General features: G+C 35.6%; 16 protein-coding genes and 1 pseudogene. 11 read left to right on the top strand and 6 right to left on the bottom strand.

The features are described from left to right. Window positions 1-489: 489 nt before the first annotated feature. On the top strand, window positions 490-1,185 hold the full coding sequence (locus H6F32_RS15710; protein WP_190370247.1) for a hypothetical protein: 696 nt from the start codon (window positions 490-492) through the stop codon (window positions 1,183-1,185). Window positions 1,186-1,976: 791 nt separating this feature from the next. On the opposite strand, the gene H6F32_RS15705 is transcribed toward H6F32_RS15710, so the two are convergent. Continuing rightward, window positions 1,977-2,732 (bottom strand): HpsJ family protein, encoded by a 756-nt coding sequence (locus tag H6F32_RS15705; RefSeq protein WP_190370246.1) that lies wholly within the window; start codon window positions 2,730-2,732, stop codon window positions 1,977-1,979. A 421-nt stretch (window positions 2,733-3,153) separates the two neighbouring features. On the opposite strand from H6F32_RS15705, the gene H6F32_RS15700 reads away from it, so the two are divergent. The 4 genes and pseudogenes from H6F32_RS15700 to H6F32_RS15685 all read left to right on the top strand — a co-directional run. After that, window positions 3,154-3,345: an RNA-binding S4 domain-containing protein gene (locus H6F32_RS15700; protein ID WP_190370264.1), complete on the top strand. Its 192-nt coding sequence runs from the start codon at window positions 3,154-3,156 to the stop codon at window positions 3,343-3,345. A 243-nt stretch (window positions 3,346-3,588) separates the two neighbouring features. Further along, on the top strand, window positions 3,589-4,692 hold the full coding sequence (locus H6F32_RS15695) for a sulfate ABC transporter substrate-binding protein (protein ID WP_190370245.1): 1,104 nt from the start codon (window positions 3,589-3,591) through the stop codon (window positions 4,690-4,692). 450 nt (window positions 4,693-5,142) lie between these two features. Then, a complete protein-coding gene (locus tag H6F32_RS15690; RefSeq protein WP_190370244.1) occupies window positions 5,143-6,105 on the top strand; it encodes a hydrogenase small subunit in 963 nt (320 codons plus the stop codon). 209 nt (window positions 6,106-6,314) lie between these two features. Then, window positions 6,315-6,824 (top strand): annotated as a pseudogene (locus H6F32_RS15685) (nickel-dependent hydrogenase large subunit); the annotation flags it as partial. Between the two features lie 438 nt (window positions 6,825-7,262). Here H6F32_RS15685 and ruvC read toward each other — a convergent pair. After that, the gene (gene ruvC, locus H6F32_RS15680; protein WP_190370243.1) at window positions 7,263-7,757 is read right to left on the bottom strand and encodes a crossover junction endodeoxyribonuclease RuvC; all 495 of its coding nucleotides are present in this window, start codon (window positions 7,755-7,757) and stop codon (window positions 7,263-7,265) included. A 217-nt stretch (window positions 7,758-7,974) separates the two neighbouring features. Between ruvC and yvcK the strand changes: the two genes are divergently transcribed. Both yvcK and tsaE read left to right on the top strand, forming a co-directional pair. After that, window positions 7,975-9,348 carry a gluconeogenesis factor YvcK family protein gene (gene yvcK / locus H6F32_RS15675; protein WP_190370242.1) on the top strand — a complete coding sequence of 458 codons (1,374 nt, stop codon included), beginning with the start codon at window positions 7,975-7,977 and terminating at the stop codon, window positions 9,346-9,348. Window positions 9,349-9,416: 68 nt separating this feature from the next. Continuing rightward, window positions 9,417-9,857 carry a tRNA (adenosine(37)-N6)-threonylcarbamoyltransferase complex ATPase subunit type 1 TsaE gene (gene tsaE / locus H6F32_RS15670; RefSeq protein ID WP_190370241.1) on the top strand — a complete coding sequence of 147 codons (441 nt, stop codon included), beginning with the start codon at window positions 9,417-9,419 and terminating at the stop codon, window positions 9,855-9,857. 230 nt (window positions 9,858-10,087) lie between these two features. On the opposite strand, the gene H6F32_RS15665 is transcribed toward tsaE, so the two are convergent. Together H6F32_RS15665 and tilS are read right to left on the bottom strand one after the other, a co-directional pair. After that, window positions 10,088-11,410 (bottom strand): dihydroorotase, encoded by a 1,323-nt coding sequence (locus tag H6F32_RS15665; protein ID WP_190370240.1) that lies wholly within the window; start codon window positions 11,408-11,410, stop codon window positions 10,088-10,090. Window positions 11,411-11,440: 30 nt separating this feature from the next. Next, window positions 11,441-12,415, bottom strand: coding sequence for a tRNA lysidine(34) synthetase TilS (tilS, locus tag H6F32_RS15660; RefSeq protein ID WP_190370239.1), 975 nt, complete (start codon window positions 12,413-12,415; stop codon window positions 11,441-11,443). Between the two features lie 64 nt (window positions 12,416-12,479). Between tilS and H6F32_RS15655 the strand changes: the two genes are divergently transcribed. Next, entirely contained in the window at window positions 12,480-13,277 is a 798-nt protein-coding gene (locus tag H6F32_RS15655; RefSeq protein ID WP_190370238.1) for a type 1 glutamine amidotransferase, read from the top strand. 23 nt (window positions 13,278-13,300) lie between these two features. On the opposite strand, the gene H6F32_RS15650 is transcribed toward H6F32_RS15655, so the two are convergent. Next, complete coding sequence (locus H6F32_RS15650; RefSeq protein WP_190370237.1) at window positions 13,301-14,023, bottom strand: hypothetical protein; 723 nt, start codon at window positions 14,021-14,023, stop codon at window positions 13,301-13,303. Between the two features lie 678 nt (window positions 14,024-14,701). Further along, the gene (locus tag H6F32_RS15645; RefSeq protein ID WP_190370236.1) at window positions 14,702-15,118 is read right to left on the bottom strand and encodes a hypothetical protein; all 417 of its coding nucleotides are present in this window, start codon (window positions 15,116-15,118) and stop codon (window positions 14,702-14,704) included. Between the two features lie 159 nt (window positions 15,119-15,277). On the opposite strand from H6F32_RS15645, the gene H6F32_RS15640 reads away from it, so the two are divergent. The 3 genes from H6F32_RS15640 to H6F32_RS15630 form a co-directional block, all read left to right on the top strand. Continuing rightward, a complete protein-coding gene (locus H6F32_RS15640; protein WP_190370263.1) occupies window positions 15,278-17,101 on the top strand; it encodes a S8 family peptidase in 1,824 nt (607 codons plus the stop codon). 73 nt (window positions 17,102-17,174) lie between these two features. Next, a complete protein-coding gene (locus H6F32_RS15635) occupies window positions 17,175-17,402 on the top strand; it encodes a hypothetical protein (RefSeq protein WP_190370235.1) in 228 nt (75 codons plus the stop codon). A 487-nt stretch (window positions 17,403-17,889) separates the two neighbouring features. Further along, on the top strand, window positions 17,890-20,347 hold a 2,458-nt coding region (locus tag H6F32_RS15630; RefSeq protein WP_190370234.1), incomplete at its 3' end, for a filamentous hemagglutinin N-terminal domain-containing protein.

The following is a 20,347-nucleotide window of genomic DNA, read 5'->3' as shown; positions in this document are numbered from 1 at the left end:
AATAATTTACACTAGTAGTATAAAGTTTTGTATCCACCATTGACAATCATCAAGGGTTCTGAATATACAAGTGTTCCATGAGCTAGTAAATCCATAGTAAAATATCTATTCATTTCATTGATTAAAACCTATCTTCCGCACCCTCAACTGTCACAATCGGTTTTTACCGTTTTTTATGATAACATGAGGTTGTATTGTATACTAATTCTCAAGAAATTAACGGATGTAGGATGCCAAAAAGGCATAATTTATATCCAAAATTCAAGAGAAAATTAAGTGATAATATCATGTGACACCCCAGGGTGCGGAATGTTGTACTTTTTGAAAATCCGCATAATACCCTCCAGGAAAGTATTGACATAGTTCTATGCAATAATGTAATATTATTCTACAACGGAATTTGCTGAACTTCAGTGTTTCCTAATTTCACTGTTTCCTAATTACTTCATCTAGTTCAATAGTTTTTGGTTGCTACTTACTTTAATGATCATGAATCTCAAACAAATCTCTCTTTTAACTGGACTCTCCGCTGCTACTGTGATTGGTAGTGGTTGTTTCATGCCTGCTCATGCGATACAAGTCACATATACCATTACCAACGGTAGTGGTGTTTTTGGTTCTGGTACTAGTATAAGCGGTAATTTTAAGTATGATGCTACCACCAACACTTACAGCAATGTATCTATTTCAGTTAGTGGAAATGGTGCATTTTCACCTTTCACTTATAATTATATTTCATCAGGTAATGCAAACAATAATTCGACTTTAGGAGGGGGTCTAGGCGACCCAATTTCAAACACATATTTATCTCTGGGTCAAATTATCTCTTCTAATCCTAACGGCGATTATCGCTACCTTAACCTTAAGTTTGCGTCACAATTACCTACACAGATTGGTACCTCAATAGGTTTATTCCGTGATTCTAATAGTTTGAAACCAACTAACGAAATACAAGAATTCAGCGGTGACGCCAGTGGCCGTCGACTTAGTTTATCAAATAATGTAACTATAACCGCAACCGCAACTGCAACCGCAGTTCCCTTTGAAACAGACGTACTACCTGTAGTGGGTGCAACTCTAGCCTTTGGTGGTGGCATTTTTGCTAAGAAAAAACTTGCACAAAAGAAAATGAAAAACCTGAACATTGAAACTGCAAATTTAGATGATGTAAGTATTAATGCTTGATTAATCTGAAAATGCCTACAGAATTATATTCCTAGTACACAGATTATAATAAAAAATCTGTGTACTTTTTTGTTGGTGTACTAGACAAAAAACACCATCCTGCAATTTAGACTTAGGGAAATTACCTTGCCAATAGGATAATATATCTTCCCAATCCCTTTCTAATTCCGTGTCACTAGCATCAGTTTTAGGCAAAGAAAGTATTTATTACAGCGAGAAAATACCAATAAACCGAAATTTCTTGTACTAAAAATTTCGCATTCAATAAAGGAATAATCATTAAACAACAACCCATAAAATTAGCAGGAAATTGCCTAAGCTGTTGTGCCTTTAACTTGAATAATTAATACAAGAAAGATGCTTGTGCTACTGTAACTTCAGGTTTTTTAATTATACAGTGAGTGCTGCACATTAGCTTAATTAAAGTCAGGCTATTGCATCTGGAGTAAGTTCCCAAGAGAATACTTCCATATAACCAGGACTTACCCAACTGGAACATTGGTAGAGCGTGGTTCGACACCAACCACGTCAGACAGTATAAATCATTTAAATAACCAAATTGTTAATATCTGACGCACCCTACAACAAATTTTTTAGTTTGACACTTGCGTAAGTCCTAATAACAATAATTGCAGAAAAAACCCATTAAAATCTTGTTCAACTCGCCAGTAAAGTATAAGGTTAATTGCAGTGATTACACCAAATACAAATAACAATAAAAAAACATGACTGAAGAGTTTAATTTTCTGAGACTTGCAACTAGGTATTTCATGCTATTTATCCACCAACTTCTAAATATGAGCCTGACCTATTTTCAACCAAACAATGATACAAGTCAACCCAATAATCATCAAACCAATTACAGTTCTGGAAGAATTTTTCCATCTATTGATCTTTTGTTGTCGCTGTGCTTGTTTTGCTTCTTGGGGAATTTTCTGTTTAGCCACCATCAGATTTTGTTGAATTTTCTCTTTCAATTGAGGTGTGGGTAATTTTAAATCTTCTGGACTAACATTAATATTCCTTGCTAATAGCTGAATTTCTTCTGAACTCACATTAGAAGCTAGAACTTGCTCGACTTTAGCAATTTGTTCAAGACTGTTATTTTGTTCTTCAACAATTCTGTTATTTACCACTTTTAATATGCGATCAGTATTTAGCATAACTAGGGGGGCAAATAACAAAATTACAATTCCCATGAGCAGAATTATCCAACGCATAACCCGGAGAAAAACAACTTCTAACAATCGGGTATCATATTCATGATCACTAAAATAGCGAGAAAAAATAAACCCTAAACCAATTAAAAAAGCCCAAAAGTTATTAGTTAATGCCGTAATTGTATTGATTTCCCATTCCGGGTTTTGTAGTTGTAGAGGAAAAATTACATAGGCAAAGTCTATAAATGACATGATCACCATACCATAGCCAATTACAGGCAATAAACCAGTAATTTCACTTAAACTATCTTTTGTCAACTGAATTCGACCGAAAAATGAGGTAATATTTTTGACAATTACAAAAAAAAACAAATTGATATTTTCCATTTTCATTAACCACTTAATATTATGTACAAATAAGCATTTGTATGTAAAAACACTGAAAATTACAATTTCCAGGTATGTTAAACCAACTTACGAGGTCTTTTGCTCCTTCTAGGACATAATTTACACTCGATTAGGCAATTTTCAACATAAGTGAACTAAACTTATTCAATTCCTTTAACTGTGTAATTTACTTTATTCAGTATGATACAGTTCTTTGGAAATTATGACAACATTATACAAATAAATAATTTTTACCATAGAGACAATACTTACAAAGTAAAACTTATATTATTTATAACAGTATATCTTAATTACCTGTTATAATGCCTATTTTCCCAGTATCTTTGATACATCTGATACATCGAAATTATATCTCCAAGTAAATCCATCTAAATTTATCTAAATTATGGAACAGGACAAAATTATTAAACTTGATCAATTTTTAAAGTTCTTAGGTATTGCTTCTACCGGAGGACAAGCTAAACTAATGATTCTTGATGGAAAAGTAAAGGTTAATGGTATTATTGAAACCCGTAGAGGTAAAAAGTTAACAGCAGAAGATCAAGTTACCATAGGTAATAAAACCTTCAAAGTAGGAGATAATATCGTTTAATTTGATTATTAAGATCCCCGACTTCTTGAAGAAGTCGGGGATCTTATTGCTTTTATATTTTTATATATTAAAATATATTATATATTAATCAACTAGTAATATATATTACTAATACTCCCATTTCCCTGTAAATAATTTGTGGTTACTATCTTGATTTTGCTGATGGGATCTGATACTGTGTGTTTTTATAGGTAAAGTACATATTACCTATCAACTTAACGTAGTTTGCAAATCCAAAGAAAAATGACCATAACACAGCAAAAACCAGCAAAATTACCATCTCATACCCTAACTTCATCCGTACTATTAGCTATAGGAATAGGTATCAATACATTAATACCAGTATTAACGATGCCTAAGGCGAGCGTTGGCGCCCTTGCACCACAAAAAACCCAAATTATTAGTCAGGTCCGCAAAAAAGTAGAAATTACCCTAGTGAGTTACGCAGTTACAAAAGCTGCTTACAGTAAAATCATTCCCCAATTTGTCGCTAAATGGAGAAAAGAAAAAGGACAGGATGTATCTATTAAAGAAAGCTATGGCGGTTCCGGTTCTCAAACCAGAGCAGTAATAGATGGATTACAAGCCGATGTAGTAGGATTGGCATTAGCACTAGATACAAAAAAGATTGAAAAAGCAGGTTTAATTAATCCAGGTTGGGAAAAAGAAGCGCCAAATAACTCCATAGTCACTCGTTCAGTGGTAGCAATAGAAACCCGTGCTGGTAATCCCAAAGGGATCAAAAATTGGAGTGATCTAGCTAAACCAGGGATTAAAATTGTAACAGCTAATCCCAAAACATCCGGAGGTGCAAGATGGAATTTCTTAGCTTTATGGGGAGGAATTGTGAGAAATGGAGGTAATGAAAGTCAAGCATTAAAATTTGTTACTCAAGTATTTCGTAATGTAGTAGTATTACCAAAAGATGCAAGGGAATCAAGTGATGCTTTCTATAAGAAAGGACAAGGAGACGTATTACTAAATTACGAAAATGAACTTATTTTAGCAGCACAAGAAGGTAAAGCTGACACAAGTTATGTAATTCCACCAGTAAATATTTCCATAGAAGGACCTGTAACTGTAGTTGACAAAAATGTGGATAAACGTGGAACTCGTGAAGTTTCTGAAGCATTTGTGAAATTTTTATTTACACCTGAAGCACAAAGAGAATTTGCCAAAGTTGGTTTTAGACCTGTAAATACTACCGTAGTAAAAGAAGTACAAAATAAATTTCCCAAAATTGTTAAACTTTACACAGTCAATGATTTGGGCGGATGGAATACTGTACAGAAAAAGTTTTTTGATGATGGTGCAGTCTTTGATCAAATTCAAAGAGGTAGAAGGTAAAAAAAAAGATACCCGACTTCTTTAAGAAGTCGGGTATCTGACTATTGCAAATCAAATAGAATCACTATATACAAAAAATTAAGTTGATTTAAAGCATCTTTTCCAGTAATATTATAAATATATAGCTGTTCCTAAGTAGGTGAAAACAACTTAAAAATTGTGGCCTACCGATAACTGTAAATATTGATCAATCGGTGAAAATCTCCACAATTTCTCAACAAAATCTCAACAATAAAAGTTGAGACATTTTTGTGTTATTGATTTTTTATTAACTAGTACCGCAGGGTGGAAAGTCATGCATTCAAAAGTCATGCATTCAAAACTAAGACAGTATAGGCTTTTGGATGATTGAGAATGGTTAGTTTATTTACGCCAAGCTGTACTAGTAAAAAATGATCTGGCGTATCTCCTAAAAAACACAAACATGAATAATAGAAAAAAACATAGCCAATGACTAATGTACTCTGGCTACAAGGTGGTGCTTGTTCTGGCAACACCATGTCATTTCTTAACGCTGAAGAACCTACAGCCTGTGATTTAATTGCTGATTTCGGTATTAACATTCTCTGGCATCCTTCCCTGGGCATACAATTAGGTGATAATCTACAGGATATGCTATGGAGATGTGCTTTAGGGAGAATTACCGTTGATATTCTGGTATTTGAAGGCAGCGTAGTAAACGCACCCAATGGTACAGGAGAATGGAATAGATTTGCTAACCGTCCCATGAAAGACTGGTTAAGAGACTTATCCAAATCAGCAAAATACGTAGTAGCCATTGGTGACTGTGCTACCTGGGGTGGTATTCCTGCCATGTCACCTAATCCCAGCGAGTCTCAAGGATTACAATTTCTGAAACGGGATAAAGGAGGCTTTTTAGGACCAGACTACGTAAGTAAAACTGGTTATCCAGTAATTAATATACCTGGATGTCCAGCCCATCCCGATTGGATTACGCAGATATTAGTGGCGATCGCTACAGGACGCATTAAAGACATTGCCCTAGATGATCTGCAACGGCCGCAAACATTCTTTAGTACCTACACCCAAACCGGTTGTACCCGCAACATTCACTTTGCCTACAAAGCCACAACCGCCGAATTTGGACAAAGGAAAGGCTGTCTATTCTACGACTTAGGATGTCGTGGACCAATGACACATTCCTCCTGTAACCGCATTCTTTGGAATCGCGTATCATCAAAAACCCGCGCTGGAATGCCGTGTTTAGGTTGTACAGAACCAGAATTTCCCTTTTATGACTTACAACCAGGAACAGTATTTAAAACCCAAACCATTATGGGAGTACCCAAAGAAATACCTCCTGGAGTCAGTCATAAAGATTACGCAGTCCTCACAGTGGTAGCTAAAGACACCGCACCAAAATGGGCTGATGAAGACTTTTTCTTAGTTTAGCTGAACTTAGGCAACTGAAACATTGGTAAACATTGGTAGGGTGCGTCAGATTGCATGGCTGCAAATAAACAGATTATTCATATCTGACACGCCTTACAACAGATTTTTAGTGTGACACTTGTGTAAGTTCTATTTAGTTTAGTGAGTGGTGATTAGGAGTAAAAACCTATCACCAATTATCTATTACCTATTACCAATTAGCCAAAAATATGCGAACTCAAACCTTAGATATAGCCCCCGTTGGAAGAGTAGAAGGGGACTTAGATGTTCGGGTAGAAATTGAAGATGGATATGTTACAAATGCCTGGACTCATGCCGAACTTTTTCGCGGTTTTGAAATTATTTTACGGGGAAAAGATCCTCAAGCTGGTTTAATTGTTACCCCTAGAATTTGTGGAATTTGTGGAGGTTCTCACCTCAGTTCTGCGTCTTGGGCTTTGGATACAGCTTGGGGTACAGAAGTTCCAAGAAATGCGATTTTAGCCCGTAATTTAGGGCAAATTGTGGAAACAATGCAAAGTATTCCCCGTTATTTTTATGGCTTATTTGCCATTGATTTAACTAACAAAAATTACCGTTATAGTTATTACTATGACGAAGCCTGTAGACGGTTTGCTGCCTTCACTGGTAAATCTTATGAAATTGGTGTAACTATTTCCGCTAAACCTGTAGAAATTTACGCTTTATTAGGTGGACAATGGCCGCACAGCAGTTATATGGAAATAAATTAGGGAATTGCTTATATAGTCAGGATTTCTCAGGATAGGTTTGATTCTTCCCTAATTTTTCCTTAAATTAGGCAATAAAACCACTCCAGTTATACCATAAGTCCATTTATTTTTATCTACTAACAGCTATTTGGTGTTTTCAGACATTACCTAATTTTTCCCTAAATGGCCTCACATTAACCTCAAAACCTTGTAAAATCAAAATGTTCATGTTCACTAAATCCTAAAATCTTATGTCTGGCTGGTTTAATATTGCAAGTCCTTGTAACCGTCTTCCATTAAACTGGGAATCACCCAAATAATTTTCTAATTTTTAAATCCAGATGTGATAAAGGTTTGAACATTTTATTACTAACAAAATATGGCGAATATTGAGAAATATTAATAAATCGCCAAAACGACTCTAACGACTCTGCACTTCTGCGTGATCTACAATACCTGAAAAGCTGCGGTTAAAGCCACAGCTAAAGCATCTGCGGCATCATCTGGTTGAGGGATATCATCCAAAGCCAACTCTCTAGCCACAGCAGTTTGAACTTCTGCTTTATCAGCATTACCATAATGTGTTAAGGCTTGTTTAATTTGTGCTGGTGTAAATTCCAGATAAGGTAAGTGATGTTGTCCTAACACCAACATTAAAACACCCCTAGCCTGTGCCACTATAATGGTATTAGCCATACGATAGAAAAACAATTTTTCTATAGCCACCAAATCAGGTTTAAATTCATTAATTAGAGTATGTAAATCATCGAATAAAATACATAATCGTTGTTCCATAGGTGTATTTGCAGAAGTGCGAATTACACCAAAATCTATCATTTGTAAGGTATATTGTGTTGTTTTTGTGGCATTCTGTTGGCAGTCAATGACTCCGAAACCTAAAATTGCTAAACCGGGATCTAATCCTAAAATGCGTTTTTCCATAAACTTGAACTTTTAACATCCTGTCCGAGTGATAGTTATAATTCCTGATATGATGGAGAATAAATAAAACCTAATTTTAGTGTTGACTTACAGAAGATTATAAGTAAAAGTTGGATTACTCTAAAATGAAAAATCTTAAAATCGGTATTTCATGAAATAATCCTGGACAAGACTTGACCAGACATTTGTTCACAAAACAGTTTCCTATTAAATCAATATGTCTATAGGTTTTATTAAACAAGCCCTTGATGCTATACAACTACAATCCCACAATCGCACATCCTATCGTGTTAATCAATGGTTTAAGTGGTTGTCTCCTGGTTTATCTGTAAAACGTTGGTTGCTGATTAGCCTTGGTGGTGTAATTTTATCCACCTTGGGGTTAGCTATTTGGATTAAACTCACACCTATTTTCTGGGCTATAGAACTAATCAGAAATTTTTTGGGAGTGATTACTAATATTCTGCCTAGTTATATTACTGGTCCATTAGTTTTAATCTGTGGTATTTTACTAGTGCTTTGGGGTCAATCTCGCACTTTCACGTCTATTACAGAAGTATTAAGACCAGAAGGTGATGATGAAGAATTAATAGATGTGATTTTAAATCATCGTCGTTTATATCGTGGACCGAAAATAGTTGTTATTGGTGGTGGTACGGGACTTTCTACTTTATTACGTGGTTTAAAAACCTATAGTGCTAATATTACTGCTATTGTTACCGTAGCAGATGATGGGGGTTCTTCTGGTCGTTTACGCCAGGAATTTGGGGTTTTACCTCCTGGGGATATTCGCAATTGTTTAGCAGCCTTAGCAGATGAAGAAAAGCTATTAACAGAGTTATTTCAATATCGTTTTCAAGCAGGAGATGGTTTAATTGGTCATAGTTTTGGTAACTTGTTTTTAACGGCTATGAGTGAGATTACAGGTGATTTAGAAAGAGCCGTTGCTGCTAGTTCTAAAGTGTTAGCTGTGAGAGGACAGGTTTTACCTGCTACTTTAAGTGATGTCCGTTTATGGGCTGAATTAACTGACGGTAGACGTATTGAAGGAGAATCAAATATACCTAAAGCTAATGGTAAAATAGCTAAAATCGGTTGTATCCCTGAATATCCTCCAGCGTTACCTGCGGCAATTAAAGCTATTAAAGAAGCAGATTATATTATTATTGGTCCGGGTAGTTTATATACTAGTATAATTCCTAATTTATTAGTACCGGAAATTACGGAGGCGATCGCTCATTGTACAAGTCCAAGAATCTACATCTGTAATATCATGACACAACCAGGAGAAACTGACGGTTATACGGTATCCCAACATATTGCTGCTATTGACAAGGTATGTAATAACAGAAGATTATTTGATGCGGTGTTAGTTCATAAAAAAACACCTTCAGCCCAAGCATTAATCAGGTATTCTCAACAAAATGCCCATCCAGTATTTTTAGATCGAGAAAATGTGATAGAATTGGGGCGGCGGATAGTACCAGCCAATATAATTTATGAAGATGAAAATGGCGCAGTACGTCATGATCCTCAAAAACTAGCCAAGGTTTTATTAAAATGGTATAGTAGTGTTCATAACTTGAAGTAGTGGTAACTGAGTCAGGAGTTCAAGGAGTCACCGAGTCAAAAGATTATTTTACCAATCACCAATTAATTATGGTCACCATCAATCTGGAGAATGCCCAAGCTACAGAAAATTTAGGGATAAAACTAGGCGAAAATCTACCTCCTGGAAGTATCATTTTATTAACAGGAGATTTAGGTGCAGGTAAAACTACCTTAGTGCAAGGAATTGGTAAAGGTTTAGGAATTACTGCACCTATTGTTAGTCCTACATTTACCTTAATTAATGAATATTTAGAAGGATCTATTCCTCTATATCATTTAGATTTATATCGTTTAGAACCCCAGGAGGTGATAGGTTTAAATTTAGAAAGTTATTGGGAAGGTTTAGATGTAACTCCTGGTATTGTTGCTATTGAATGGCCAGAACGATTACCCTATAAACCAGACAACTATATTAGTGTTAATTTAATACATACAGCAGCAGGTAGTCGAGACGTGGAAATTTGTAACTTTGAATTTCACAATCCTTGATCATAATTTTGTCATTTTAGTTTTTTTTGCTTATACAATGAGTGGTGCAAATTAGCTTACAAATAGCTATAATTTGTGATATAATTTGTGACTAATTTATACTTTTATGCTATTAGAAAATTAAACATTCAACTATCATTCAACCTGTGCTGTAGGCGATTGTCTACACTATGAATGAAAGCAATCGCCACTTGAAAATCTATTAAACTTCTGATGAGATGGTATTCATACTACTCTTTAAAATTTAATGCCTTCCCTCGTACTTGAGTATTTAATTTTCCCTGTTCATAAACCATATCCCCCCCCACAATTGTAATTACTGGCCATCCAGTTAAATTCCAACCTTCAAAGGGACTCCAACCACATTTAGTTAATAATTCTTCCCGCTTTACTTGACGATAATTCACCAAATCAACTAATACTAAATCAGCATCATAGCCTGGTGTAATTTGTCCTTTATTCTCAATGCCATAACCTTTAGCTACTGCGGTTGACATCCAATTAGCTACTTGAGAAACTGTACATTTACCTTCCTTAGCTGCGGTTAACATTAATGGTAAAGAAGTCTCTACTCCGGGCATTCCCGAAGGTGTATTAGGATAAACTTGGGCTTTTTCTGCTAAGGTATGGGGAGCATGATCCGTAGCAATAAAATCAATTACTCCATCTAATAATGCTTGCCACAAAATTTGATTATCTTTTGGCGATCGCAAAGGTGGATTCATTTGTGCTAAACTACCAATAGTTTGATATGCACTAGTATTAAGAAATAAATGTTGTGGTGTGACTTCTGCCGTTACCCAACTAGGTTTTTCTTCACGTAATAACTCTGCTTCTTCCCCAGTAGATAAATGTAAAATATGTAAACGTCGTTGATATTTCTTGGATAATTTTAACGCTAATTTTGTCGCTAATAAAGCTGCTTCATTATCTTGAATTTGTGAATGTATGGACACATCTTCAATTCCCGCGAATTGTTGACGACGATGATTAATTCTTGTCTGATCCTCTGCATGAACCGCAATTAAACGATTACCTTGGGCAAAAATTCCTTCTAAAATTTCCTCTTGACTAACTAATAATTGCCCGTGCATTGAACCCATGAAAATTTTAATTCCGCAAGTAGGTTTTACAGTTAGTAATTCTGCTAAATTATCTCCCGTAGCACCAATAAAAAAGCCATAATTAACTACACATTTACTAGCTGCCCGTTGTAGTTTATCATCTAAAGCTGACTGGTTAATAGTCAAAGGTTTAGTATTCGGCATTTCCAAAAAAGAAGTTACTCCACCTTTAGCACAAGCACAACTGGCGGTAAATAAATCTTCCTTATATTCTAACCCCGGTTCACGAAAATGCACCTGCGGATCAATTACTCCTGGTAATAAAGTTAAACCTTGTGCATCAATTTCTCGAATGGGTGTATTGTGTGTAATGTGAGTATCCACTGTGGTAATTTTACCATTTTCCACTAACACATCGCCCACAATTAGCTGATTATCCGGTAAAATAATCTCAGCCTGACGAATCAGTAAACTTTGTGAATTAGCCATATCAGTAAACTAGAATATAGGATGATACCTTTAGATAATTATAATCCAATCATCCTGTACTTGGGCGATCGCTCCCCCAGGAAAAGGATCGGTTTGCGAACGGTTAGGTGCGATAATTAGGGCTGTCAGCTTTTCAATGTGTTCAAAGTTTGGACTTTCAGGAAGAATTTCCTGTAACACTTGACGCATCACGCGACGTTGGATGGCTAAGGGTGCTTTTTGTAAAATCCGGCGATTAAGTCCAAAATTACTATTCTCCCCGGTTTCTGAGGCTTCTAGCCGCCAATGGTGGGCTATTTCCTCTAAGTATGATACCTCTGCTTGTAGCAGTTCTGCTGTTCGGGCAAGGTTGGCTTCTGTCTTGGGGTTAAAGTTGGTTTGCAGGTAGGGAATAAGCTGTTGCCGAATACGATTGCGACAATAGTGTAAATTTTGATTGGTGCTATCTTCCCAAATAGGTAAATGAAACTTTTGACAAAATTCCGCTGTTTGGGAACGGGTAATTTCTAACAGTGGCCGAACTAACAGAATATTATCAGCCAGTGAACGTTGCCAAGTTAAGGCTTGTAAACCATCTGCACCTGTACCGCGTATGAGATTATATAATAAAGTTTCCGCGCGATCGCTGGCAGTGTGTCCTGTAATAATATGAGAGTATTCATTAATTTGGGCAATTTCTGTTAAGGCTTGATAACGCCAATTTCTAGCAGATGCTTCGGTGTTTATAGGTTCACTAGCGGTTGCTAAATGATAGGGTATTTGCCAAGACTCAGCTAAATTTTGCACATGAAGGGCATTATCTTGGGAGTCTTCCCGCCAACAATGATCACAATGGGCAATAGCAATAAACCATTGCCATTTGTGTTGTATATCTAGTAGTAGTTTAATCAGACATAAAGAATCTTGTCCACCCGATACTGCAACTAATAAACGTTGTTTGGGTAGAAGTAAATGGCGATGACGGATGGTACGATGTATTTGGGCGTGGATAGCAGTCCAGGACATAATAAAAAGAAGCTAAACTTGTCAAGTGGAAAGATTAGTGAGATAGTAGTGAAAAACAGCTAACATGGAAATTATTATTGGTTGGTTATATCCTAAGTTAATGAGTACCTACGGCGATCGCGGAAATGTGATCACTATTGAACGTCGCGCCCAATGGCGAGGTTATCATGTAACTGTAGTACCTTTGGATCAGAATTCTACAGCCGCAGATATTCAATCTGTAGATATCATAGTGGGTGGAGGCGCGCAGGATCGCCAGCAGGAAATAGTCATGCGTGATTTGCAAGGTAATAAAGCAGATGCCATACGCGATAAAATCAATAAGGGTACACCAGGAGTATTTACCTGTGGTTCACCACAATTATTAGGGAATTACTATGAACCTGGTTTTGGACAAAGAATAGAGGGCTTAGGTATATTAGATTTAGTATCTATACATCCAGGAGAAAACAGTAAACGCTGTATAGGAAACTTAGTCATAGAAGTGACAGCAACTAGGTTAGCACAGGAATTAACAGAAATAATCGGGAGAAAGCCTTATTTAGTAGGTTTTGAAAATCATGGGGGGAGAACAACATTAGGGAAAGTAGAAGCATTAGGGAAAGTGGTATATGGCTTAGGAAATAACGGAGAAGATGGAACAGAAGGGGCGTTTTATCAAAATGCGATCGCTACCTATTCACACGGTCCATTATTACCAAAAAACCCTTTTATTGCGGACTGGTTAATTCAAACAGCGTTGCGCTTAAAATATCAAGAAGAAATTAAACTAACACCATTAGATGATACCTTGGCCAATCAAGGTAGAGAAGCTATGTTTAAGCGTTTAAAAGTAGAAGCTAATGCGAGTGCTAACTCCTAACTCCTAACTCCCAACTCCGATAGCTACTTAACTTGAGTTTGACTTTCTAATAAAGGCCGCACAATTAAATAACCAGCACTAAAACCAGTAATCATAATAAAAATAATCATTAACATTAACCATCCAGTATGTAATCCTCCAGAATCATTTTCTGTAGAAGTACGTACTTTCTCCTCTATAAATATATTTTCTACATTTTCTGAACTTTCCAATATAGGAGAATTGATATCCATTGCAGGGATAGAAGACATCTGAGGGCGTTTTTTAGGTGGTTTAACCTTCTTTTTAGAGGAAGGAGGAGTTAAAGGTGTTGCGGGGGGCTTAGTGCGAGCTTTAGGATTTTGGCGAAGATCAGATACAATTGGTGGTGGACTGGGGGTATTAATAGGAGTAGGAGTAGGAATAGAATATTTAGTATCGGGATGAATGGGAGAATGAGTTACAGGATCATCCAATACTTGACTCTTGTAAGCCACTTTAGGAATAACCGGAGATGTGGAAGTAGTATTTTGAGAAGCATACAATAGCTTTTGTAACTCTAAACAAGACTTAACAACCTGATGAAACTCCTGTTTTAAGAGTGTATTTTCCTGTGCTAACTTGTGATTTTGACTTGTTACTACATCCAATTTAGCTTGTAATGCTTCTAACTCCTTTGTTAATTCTCGATAGACACACAAAGGAACAGTAGGAGGATAATTAGGTTGTGGAGACTGTTGATAAGGAGATCCTGTAGGTGTTTTCATAGTTAGGGAACACAGAAAGAGTAAAAAACAGGTAGTAATAACAGGTTTGTGCTCAAGAATAATGCAAAAATGGGCAAAAGGCAAAAAGCGATAGTAGTTATCGTAGTTATCAGGGGAATTAACCAGAGCAAGTTCAGTATATCAAAGATTATGTGTTATGAATTTGACTCATTCTTTTTGTTGTTATTTAGTCAAGTTCCTATAGAAAAATAGAAACGGCATTTGTGATCAAAATTCCTATTAGATATCTTGTGATAATTAAATATGCGTTTTCTACAACCCTTGTAGAAACGTTTTATAGAACGTCTCTACATTAATTATCGCACAAATTATCCCGCAGGTCTATTTAGCAGCAAAACCATCAAAAATAACATTCTCTGTGTAACTCTGCGCCTCTGGGTGATATAAAATAGTAGGAAGTCATGCATTCAAAACCAAGACATTATAGGCTTTTGGAAGATTTACAATGGTTGGTTTATTCACGCCAATCTGTACTAAGCTGATGTGCAGCACTCACTGTATAACTAAAAAACCTAAAATTACTGTAGTGCAAGCATCTTGCTTGCATCTAAGCTAATGTGTAGCACTCACTGTATAATTAAAAAACCTGAAGTTACAGTAGCACAAGCATCTTGCTTGTATTAATTATTCAAGTTAAAGGCACAACAGCTTAATTTATTAATGATTTCTTGTGATTATACCCTGTAAACATTTACCCCATTCTGCTGCCAAAGTAACTTGAGTAAAAGGAATTTCCACAGATTCATTATTTTTCAATAAAAATTGTAGTTTTACGTTAACATTTTTTGTAGTAATATTTTCCATATCCACAGAATTGTTATTAACTAAAAGTTGAATTTCTTGTACATCTAATAAAGAGAAAGTTTGTAAATTAATTATTCCTTTAGCAGTAGGTTTTCCCCAGGTAATATCATTATCTTTTTGTCCTATAACAGCATAAATATCATATTTTGCCCTGGTAAATTGTTTACCCCAAAGACGGTAAATTTCTACTTTTTGATATTCTTGATAACCTTGCCAAGCTAACCAAAAAAAGGCGAATAATAAAGGCAACCAAAAAAGACCACGTTCCATATATTTTAGGTGTGACTAGATGTGAGATTTCAGACTTATTATAACCTATGACAGACATCAAGCTCCCCAAATTCTTCAAGAAGTCGGGGATCTGAACAAATCGCTGTAAAATAAGTTATGGTATTGGATAAACTCACAACAAGCGGTGATACATCAGATATGAGAAAATTTATATTATTGTGCTTGTTTGTCATGGGAATAACCCTTGCTGTCCTTGGCTTTGTGAATTTTCAGGGACTAGCAACAAAAGGGGAATTTCAGACGATATTGCTAGACTTTCGGGAAGATATACCTGCAACAGTTATACAACAAGATTTGCAAGCGATCGCCCAAAAATATCAAGTTACTCCCCAACTAGATAACCAGTTTTCCGCTAAAGATAATGTATACATTATCAAAGGCGATAAGCAACGTCTACAAGAATTAAAACATTCCCCATTGGACTCAGCTACGGAATACATTGAACCCAACTACATTTATAAAACCAAACCAAATCATACTGTTCCAACAACAAATGATCAACCAAATACCAATCTCACAGGTCCCAATGACCAATTTTACAGCAAACAGTGGAATTTGCACAAAATCGGCATTGAAGCAGCTTGGACACACAGTAAAGGTAATGGGATTACCGTAGCAGTGATTGATACAGGTATTACTAAAGTGCGTGACCTTTATGATACTAAAATGGTCAAAGGGTATGATTTTGTAAATGATCGAGAAGAAGCGACAGATGATAATGGACATGGTACGCACGTGGCCGGTACAGTTGCCCAAACCACTAATAACCAGTATGGAGTTGCTGGGGTAGCCTATGAAGCTAGTTTAATGCCCTTAAAAGTATTAAATGCCGATGGGGCCGGAACAGTGGCAGATATTGCCGAAGCTATTAAATTTGCTGCCGATAACGGTGCTGATATTATCAACATGAGTTTAGGTGGCGGTGGCGAAAGTCAACTGATGAAAGAAGCAATAAATTACGCCCATAGTAAAGGAGTAACAATTATTGCGGCTGCTGGCAATGAAAGTGCTGATGGTGTAAGTTATCCCGCTCGTTATGCCCATGTGATTGGTGTATCTGCCTTTGGACCAGACGGAGAAAAAGCATCTTATTCTAATTATGGCGCAGGTGTGGATATATCTGCCCCAGGAGGTAGTGAAGCTGGTGCAATACTGCAAGAAACCATCGGCGAAAACGGAGAAGGGGTATTTTTAGGACTACAAGGAACAAGTATGGCCTCTCCCCACGTGGCCGGAGTTGCTGCGCTTATTAAAGCCACAGGCGTAAAAGAACCGGAAGAGATATTACAAATTCTGAAACAATCAGCTAGAGTAATACCTGATGATAGTTTAAACTATTATGGTGCTGGACAATTAAACGCTGAAGCTGCTGTAAAATTAGCCACAGAAGGCAAAATTAGCTTTCCTGACTTTTTTAGATGGTTAAGAGACAATGGCTACCTTAACCCGCGTTTTTGGATAGATGGTGGTGTTGTTGCCCTTGTGCCTAAACTATTAATGGTGATAGGTTCATATTTATTAGCCTGGTTTTTAAGAGTTTACTTCCCCTTTACGTGGAGTTGGTCCTTATCTACTGGTTTAATATTTGGTAGTTCAGGATTATTCTTTTTGAAAGGTTTTTATATCTACGATATCCCACAATGGCCATTTCGTGTATTGGGTAGTTCTCTTCCTGAATTGGGTAATGCTGTACAGGGAACAGACGCTTTTAATCCTATTTTTGCCAGTGTGATCATTCCTTTCATCCTAATAGCTTTATTATTAGGACATCCCCAAGGAAAATGGTTTGCTATTGGTTCAACTGTAGGAGTTACAGCTTGTTTAAGTGTAAGTGCTATTTATGATCCTGCGGTGTGGGGTTTAGGAAATAGCATTTTAGCGCGTTCCTTTTTACTTGTCAATGCGATACTGTGTTATTTATTGGCTAGTTTAGCATTAAGGAACGAGGAAAAAACAGCATAATTTCCTAGGGGTTTAGCAATGCTAAACTCCTGCAAAAAATCCACAATTGTACATCAATATTAGATTGTTAATTATGACTATTACAGCTAGAGGAATTATTGAACGTCGGTTAGTGGGGCTTGGTGCTTGGGCTTTTGTCACTGAAGATGGCAAAACTTATCAAATTCTTAAAAGCACTAATCCTAGTTTACTGCAATCTGGACTAAAGGTAGAAATTACGGGTAAATTGCGTCCAGATTTAGTAACTAATGCTATGATTGGTACTGTTTTAGAAGTTAGTAACTTTGTGGTAATTAGTTAAAAAGATACGCAACTTCTGACCAAAACAGGATTTACGGAACTGGCACATTGGTAGGGTGTGGTTCGACAAGCTCACTAACCACGTCAGACAGTATAAATCATGTAAATAACCAAATTTTTGATATCTGACGCACCCACTCAACAGATTTTTTAGTGTGACACTTGCGTAATTCCTATATTTGACAAACATCCTCCCTGTAAATTTTGTAGCTACAGGCTAAAATTTACTAAAGTACAATCAAGATAGTTTTGATATATTTAGTCATCTTTAGATGACTATTGGGATAGTTCTTAGGTAACAAAACTTATAGAAGGAAATCAGTATTTATCAGTAATTTAACTGATGTAAAATATAAATATATGATATAATTATTTTAGTGGAAAATAAAAAAATTAACATTAGTATGTAGTAAATCAATTTCTTACTTATGTTGTATTTTTTTCATGTATGAATTAATACTATTACTAAGTGGAAAATGTGAATGAATATGAATAATATAACCTACAAATCTGCTTATAAAGGAACATTAGCATTATTAGTAATAGCGGGAGTTACCACAAGTGGTCAAAGCGTATTTGCACAATTAATACCTGATAATACATTAGCTACGGAAAGTTCTAATATTAGTAGCAACGGATTAAAGGATACAGTAACAGGTGGTGCTACTAGAGGTACTAATTTATTTCATAGCTTTACAGAATTTAATGTAGATATAGGTAAAAGTGTTTATTTTGCTAACCCTGTGAATATTGAAAATATATTAACTCGTGTTACAGGTGGAAATGTTTCTAATATTTTTGGAAAATTAGGAGTAGAAGGAAATGCAAATTTATTTTTAATTAATCCCAATGGGATATATTTTGGTAATGGTGCAAGTTTAGATATTAAAGGTTCATTTACAGCCACAACAGCAGATAGTATTAAGTTAGGTGAAAATGGGTTTGGGTTATTTAGCACTAGTGATCCTCAAAGTAGTAATTTTCTTTCTGTCCAACCTGGGTCGTTATTTGTTAATGCTTTGGCAAATCAACAAGCAGAAATTAAGAATGAAGGTAATTTAAAAGTGGCTGATGGTAAGAATATAACTTTATTTGGGGCAAATGTGACTAACACAGGTACATTAACAGCGCAAGGGGGAACAGTTCAAATCACAGGTGCAGAAAATCTGAAAGTTAGGGGAAATATAAAAACAGATACATTATTACTGGATACTAAAAATCTGACTATTGGTGAGGATGATAGTGCCACAATTGATAAAGCTACATTAGAGAGTTTATCGGGAAATACAAATTTAATATTTCAAGCAATAAATAATTTTAATATTAATCCTTTAAGTGATAAGATTTTAAGTTTAGCTAGTGGTAATGGCAGCATAAAATTTACTACAGATGCTGATAATAATGGTGTTGGTAATTTCCAGATGGATATTACTGATAATATCAAAACTAATGGTAGAGATATTAGCATTTTAGGAGCAAATTTAACATTAGGAAATATTGATAGTACTCTGGAATCAGTCGGAGGAAATATTAATTTACAGTATTTTAATAATTCGGGAAAAATTACACTTATAGCCAAACAGGGTAGCATTGATGCAGGATCTATTTATTCTTTTGGAAATTATGGAGGAAATATCACATTAGAAGCTAAAAATAATATTTATAGATATAGAGGAAATATACTTGCTCGTGGCACAATGAAATCAGGAGATGTGACTTTAAAAGCTTCTTCTGTTGATTTAACTGGTACAGTTATATATACTACCAATTACACAATGGGTGACGCTGGAAATATATCTATATATGGTGATTATGTCCAACTTGATCAAGGAGCTTTAGGAAGTGATTTATTCAATCATAGTGGGAATACTAATCAAAATAGAAAAGCAGGAATTATAACAATAAATGCTACAAAAGATATTTATTTAAAAAACAATAGCTTTATTAATTCTTATGTGAGAAGTAGAGATGACAGAGGTACTTCCTATCCAATATATGGTGATTGGCAAGGAGGGATAATTAATATACAAGCTAATTCTTTATATATAAATGACTCTTCTATAAATACGGCAGTAAGAGATCAACAGGGTAAAGGAATAGCAGGTAATATAAACATTAATGTCAATGAAAATCTTAATATTTCACGTAGTATTATTGTGAGTGATCTGGAAGAAAATACTCAGGGAAAAGGAGGGAATATTAAAGTTAATGCTAACAATTTTACGTTAGAAAATGGTTCACAAATTAGAACTCCTACGGCCGGATTAGGTAATGCAGGAGACATTACAATTAATGCAAATAATGTCAAAATTTCTGGCATTACTGAAAATAAGCTATGTTTTGATTCCTGTTACTCTTCGGTTCCTGCGGGTAGTAGTAGCGGTTTATTCTCAAATACTACGCCTTCTAGTGAAGGGAAAGCAGGAAATATTTTGATCAATACTGATATTTTAACAATTAGTGATGGTGCAATAATTTCTGCCTCAAATGTTAATGGTGCAGCAGGAAATATTAATATTACAGCTAATAAACTTACAGCTAATAATGGTGGACAAATTCTTACCAGTACATCAGGTAATGCTAAAGCTGGCAATATCATCATGAAAGTAAGAGATAATATTACCTTGGATGGCACAAATACAGGACTATTTGCCAATACTCAAATAGGTTCAACAGGAGACAGTGGTAGTATTGATATTGACCCAGAAATATTTATTATTAGAAATGGCGCAGGAATTGGAGTCAATAGTCAAGGAAATGGAAAAGGTGGTAATATTACACTACAAGCAGGAACATTAATATTAGATAATCAAGCCTTCATTACAGCAGAAACCATTAATAATGAAGGAGGAGAAATTACCCTAAATATTAATGATTTATTCTGGTTAAGAAATAATAGTAATATTACAGCTACCGCAGGTACAGCAGGAGCAGGAGGAAATGGTG

Source organism: Anabaena sp. FACHB-1237 (genome assembly GCF_014696225.1).
Taxonomy (GTDB): Bacteria; Cyanobacteriota; Cyanobacteriia; order Cyanobacteriales; family Nostocaceae; genus FACHB-1237.
This window is presented reverse-complemented; position numbering and strand designations above follow the sequence as displayed.

Coding starts and splice junctions, on each gene's coding strand:
- H6F32_RS15710 (WP_190370247.1), top strand. CDS start 490: ATGAATCTCAAACAAATCTCTCTTTTAACTGGACTCTCCGCTGCTACT.
- H6F32_RS15705 (WP_190370246.1), bottom strand. CDS start 2,732: ATGGAAAATATCAATTTGTTTTTTTTTGTAATTGTCAAAAATATTACC.
- H6F32_RS15695 (WP_190370245.1), top strand. CDS start 3,589: ATGACCATAACACAGCAAAAACCAGCAAAATTACCATCTCATACCCTA.
- H6F32_RS15690 (WP_190370244.1), top strand. CDS start 5,143: ATGACTAATGTACTCTGGCTACAAGGTGGTGCTTGTTCTGGCAACACC.
- ruvC (WP_190370243.1), bottom strand. CDS start 7,757: ATGGAAAAACGCATTTTAGGATTAGATCCCGGTTTAGCAATTTTAGGT.
- yvcK (WP_190370242.1), top strand. CDS start 7,975: ATGTCTATAGGTTTTATTAAACAAGCCCTTGATGCTATACAACTACAA.
- tsaE (WP_190370241.1), top strand. CDS start 9,417: ATGGTCACCATCAATCTGGAGAATGCCCAAGCTACAGAAAATTTAGGG.
- H6F32_RS15665 (WP_190370240.1), bottom strand. CDS start 11,410: ATGGCTAATTCACAAAGTTTACTGATTCGTCAGGCTGAGATTATTTTA.
- tilS (WP_190370239.1), bottom strand. CDS start 12,415: ATGTCCTGGACTGCTATCCACGCCCAAATACATCGTACCATCCGTCAT.
- H6F32_RS15655 (WP_190370238.1), top strand. CDS start 12,480: ATGGAAATTATTATTGGTTGGTTATATCCTAAGTTAATGAGTACCTAC.
- H6F32_RS15650 (WP_190370237.1), bottom strand. CDS start 14,023: ATGAAAACACCTACAGGATCTCCTTATCAACAGTCTCCACAACCTAAT.
- H6F32_RS15645 (WP_190370236.1), bottom strand. CDS start 15,118: ATGGAACGTGGTCTTTTTTGGTTGCCTTTATTATTCGCCTTTTTTTGG.
- H6F32_RS15640 (WP_190370263.1), top strand. CDS start 15,278: ATGAGAAAATTTATATTATTGTGCTTGTTTGTCATGGGAATAACCCTT.
- H6F32_RS15635 (WP_190370235.1), top strand. CDS start 17,175: ATGACTATTACAGCTAGAGGAATTATTGAACGTCGGTTAGTGGGGCTT.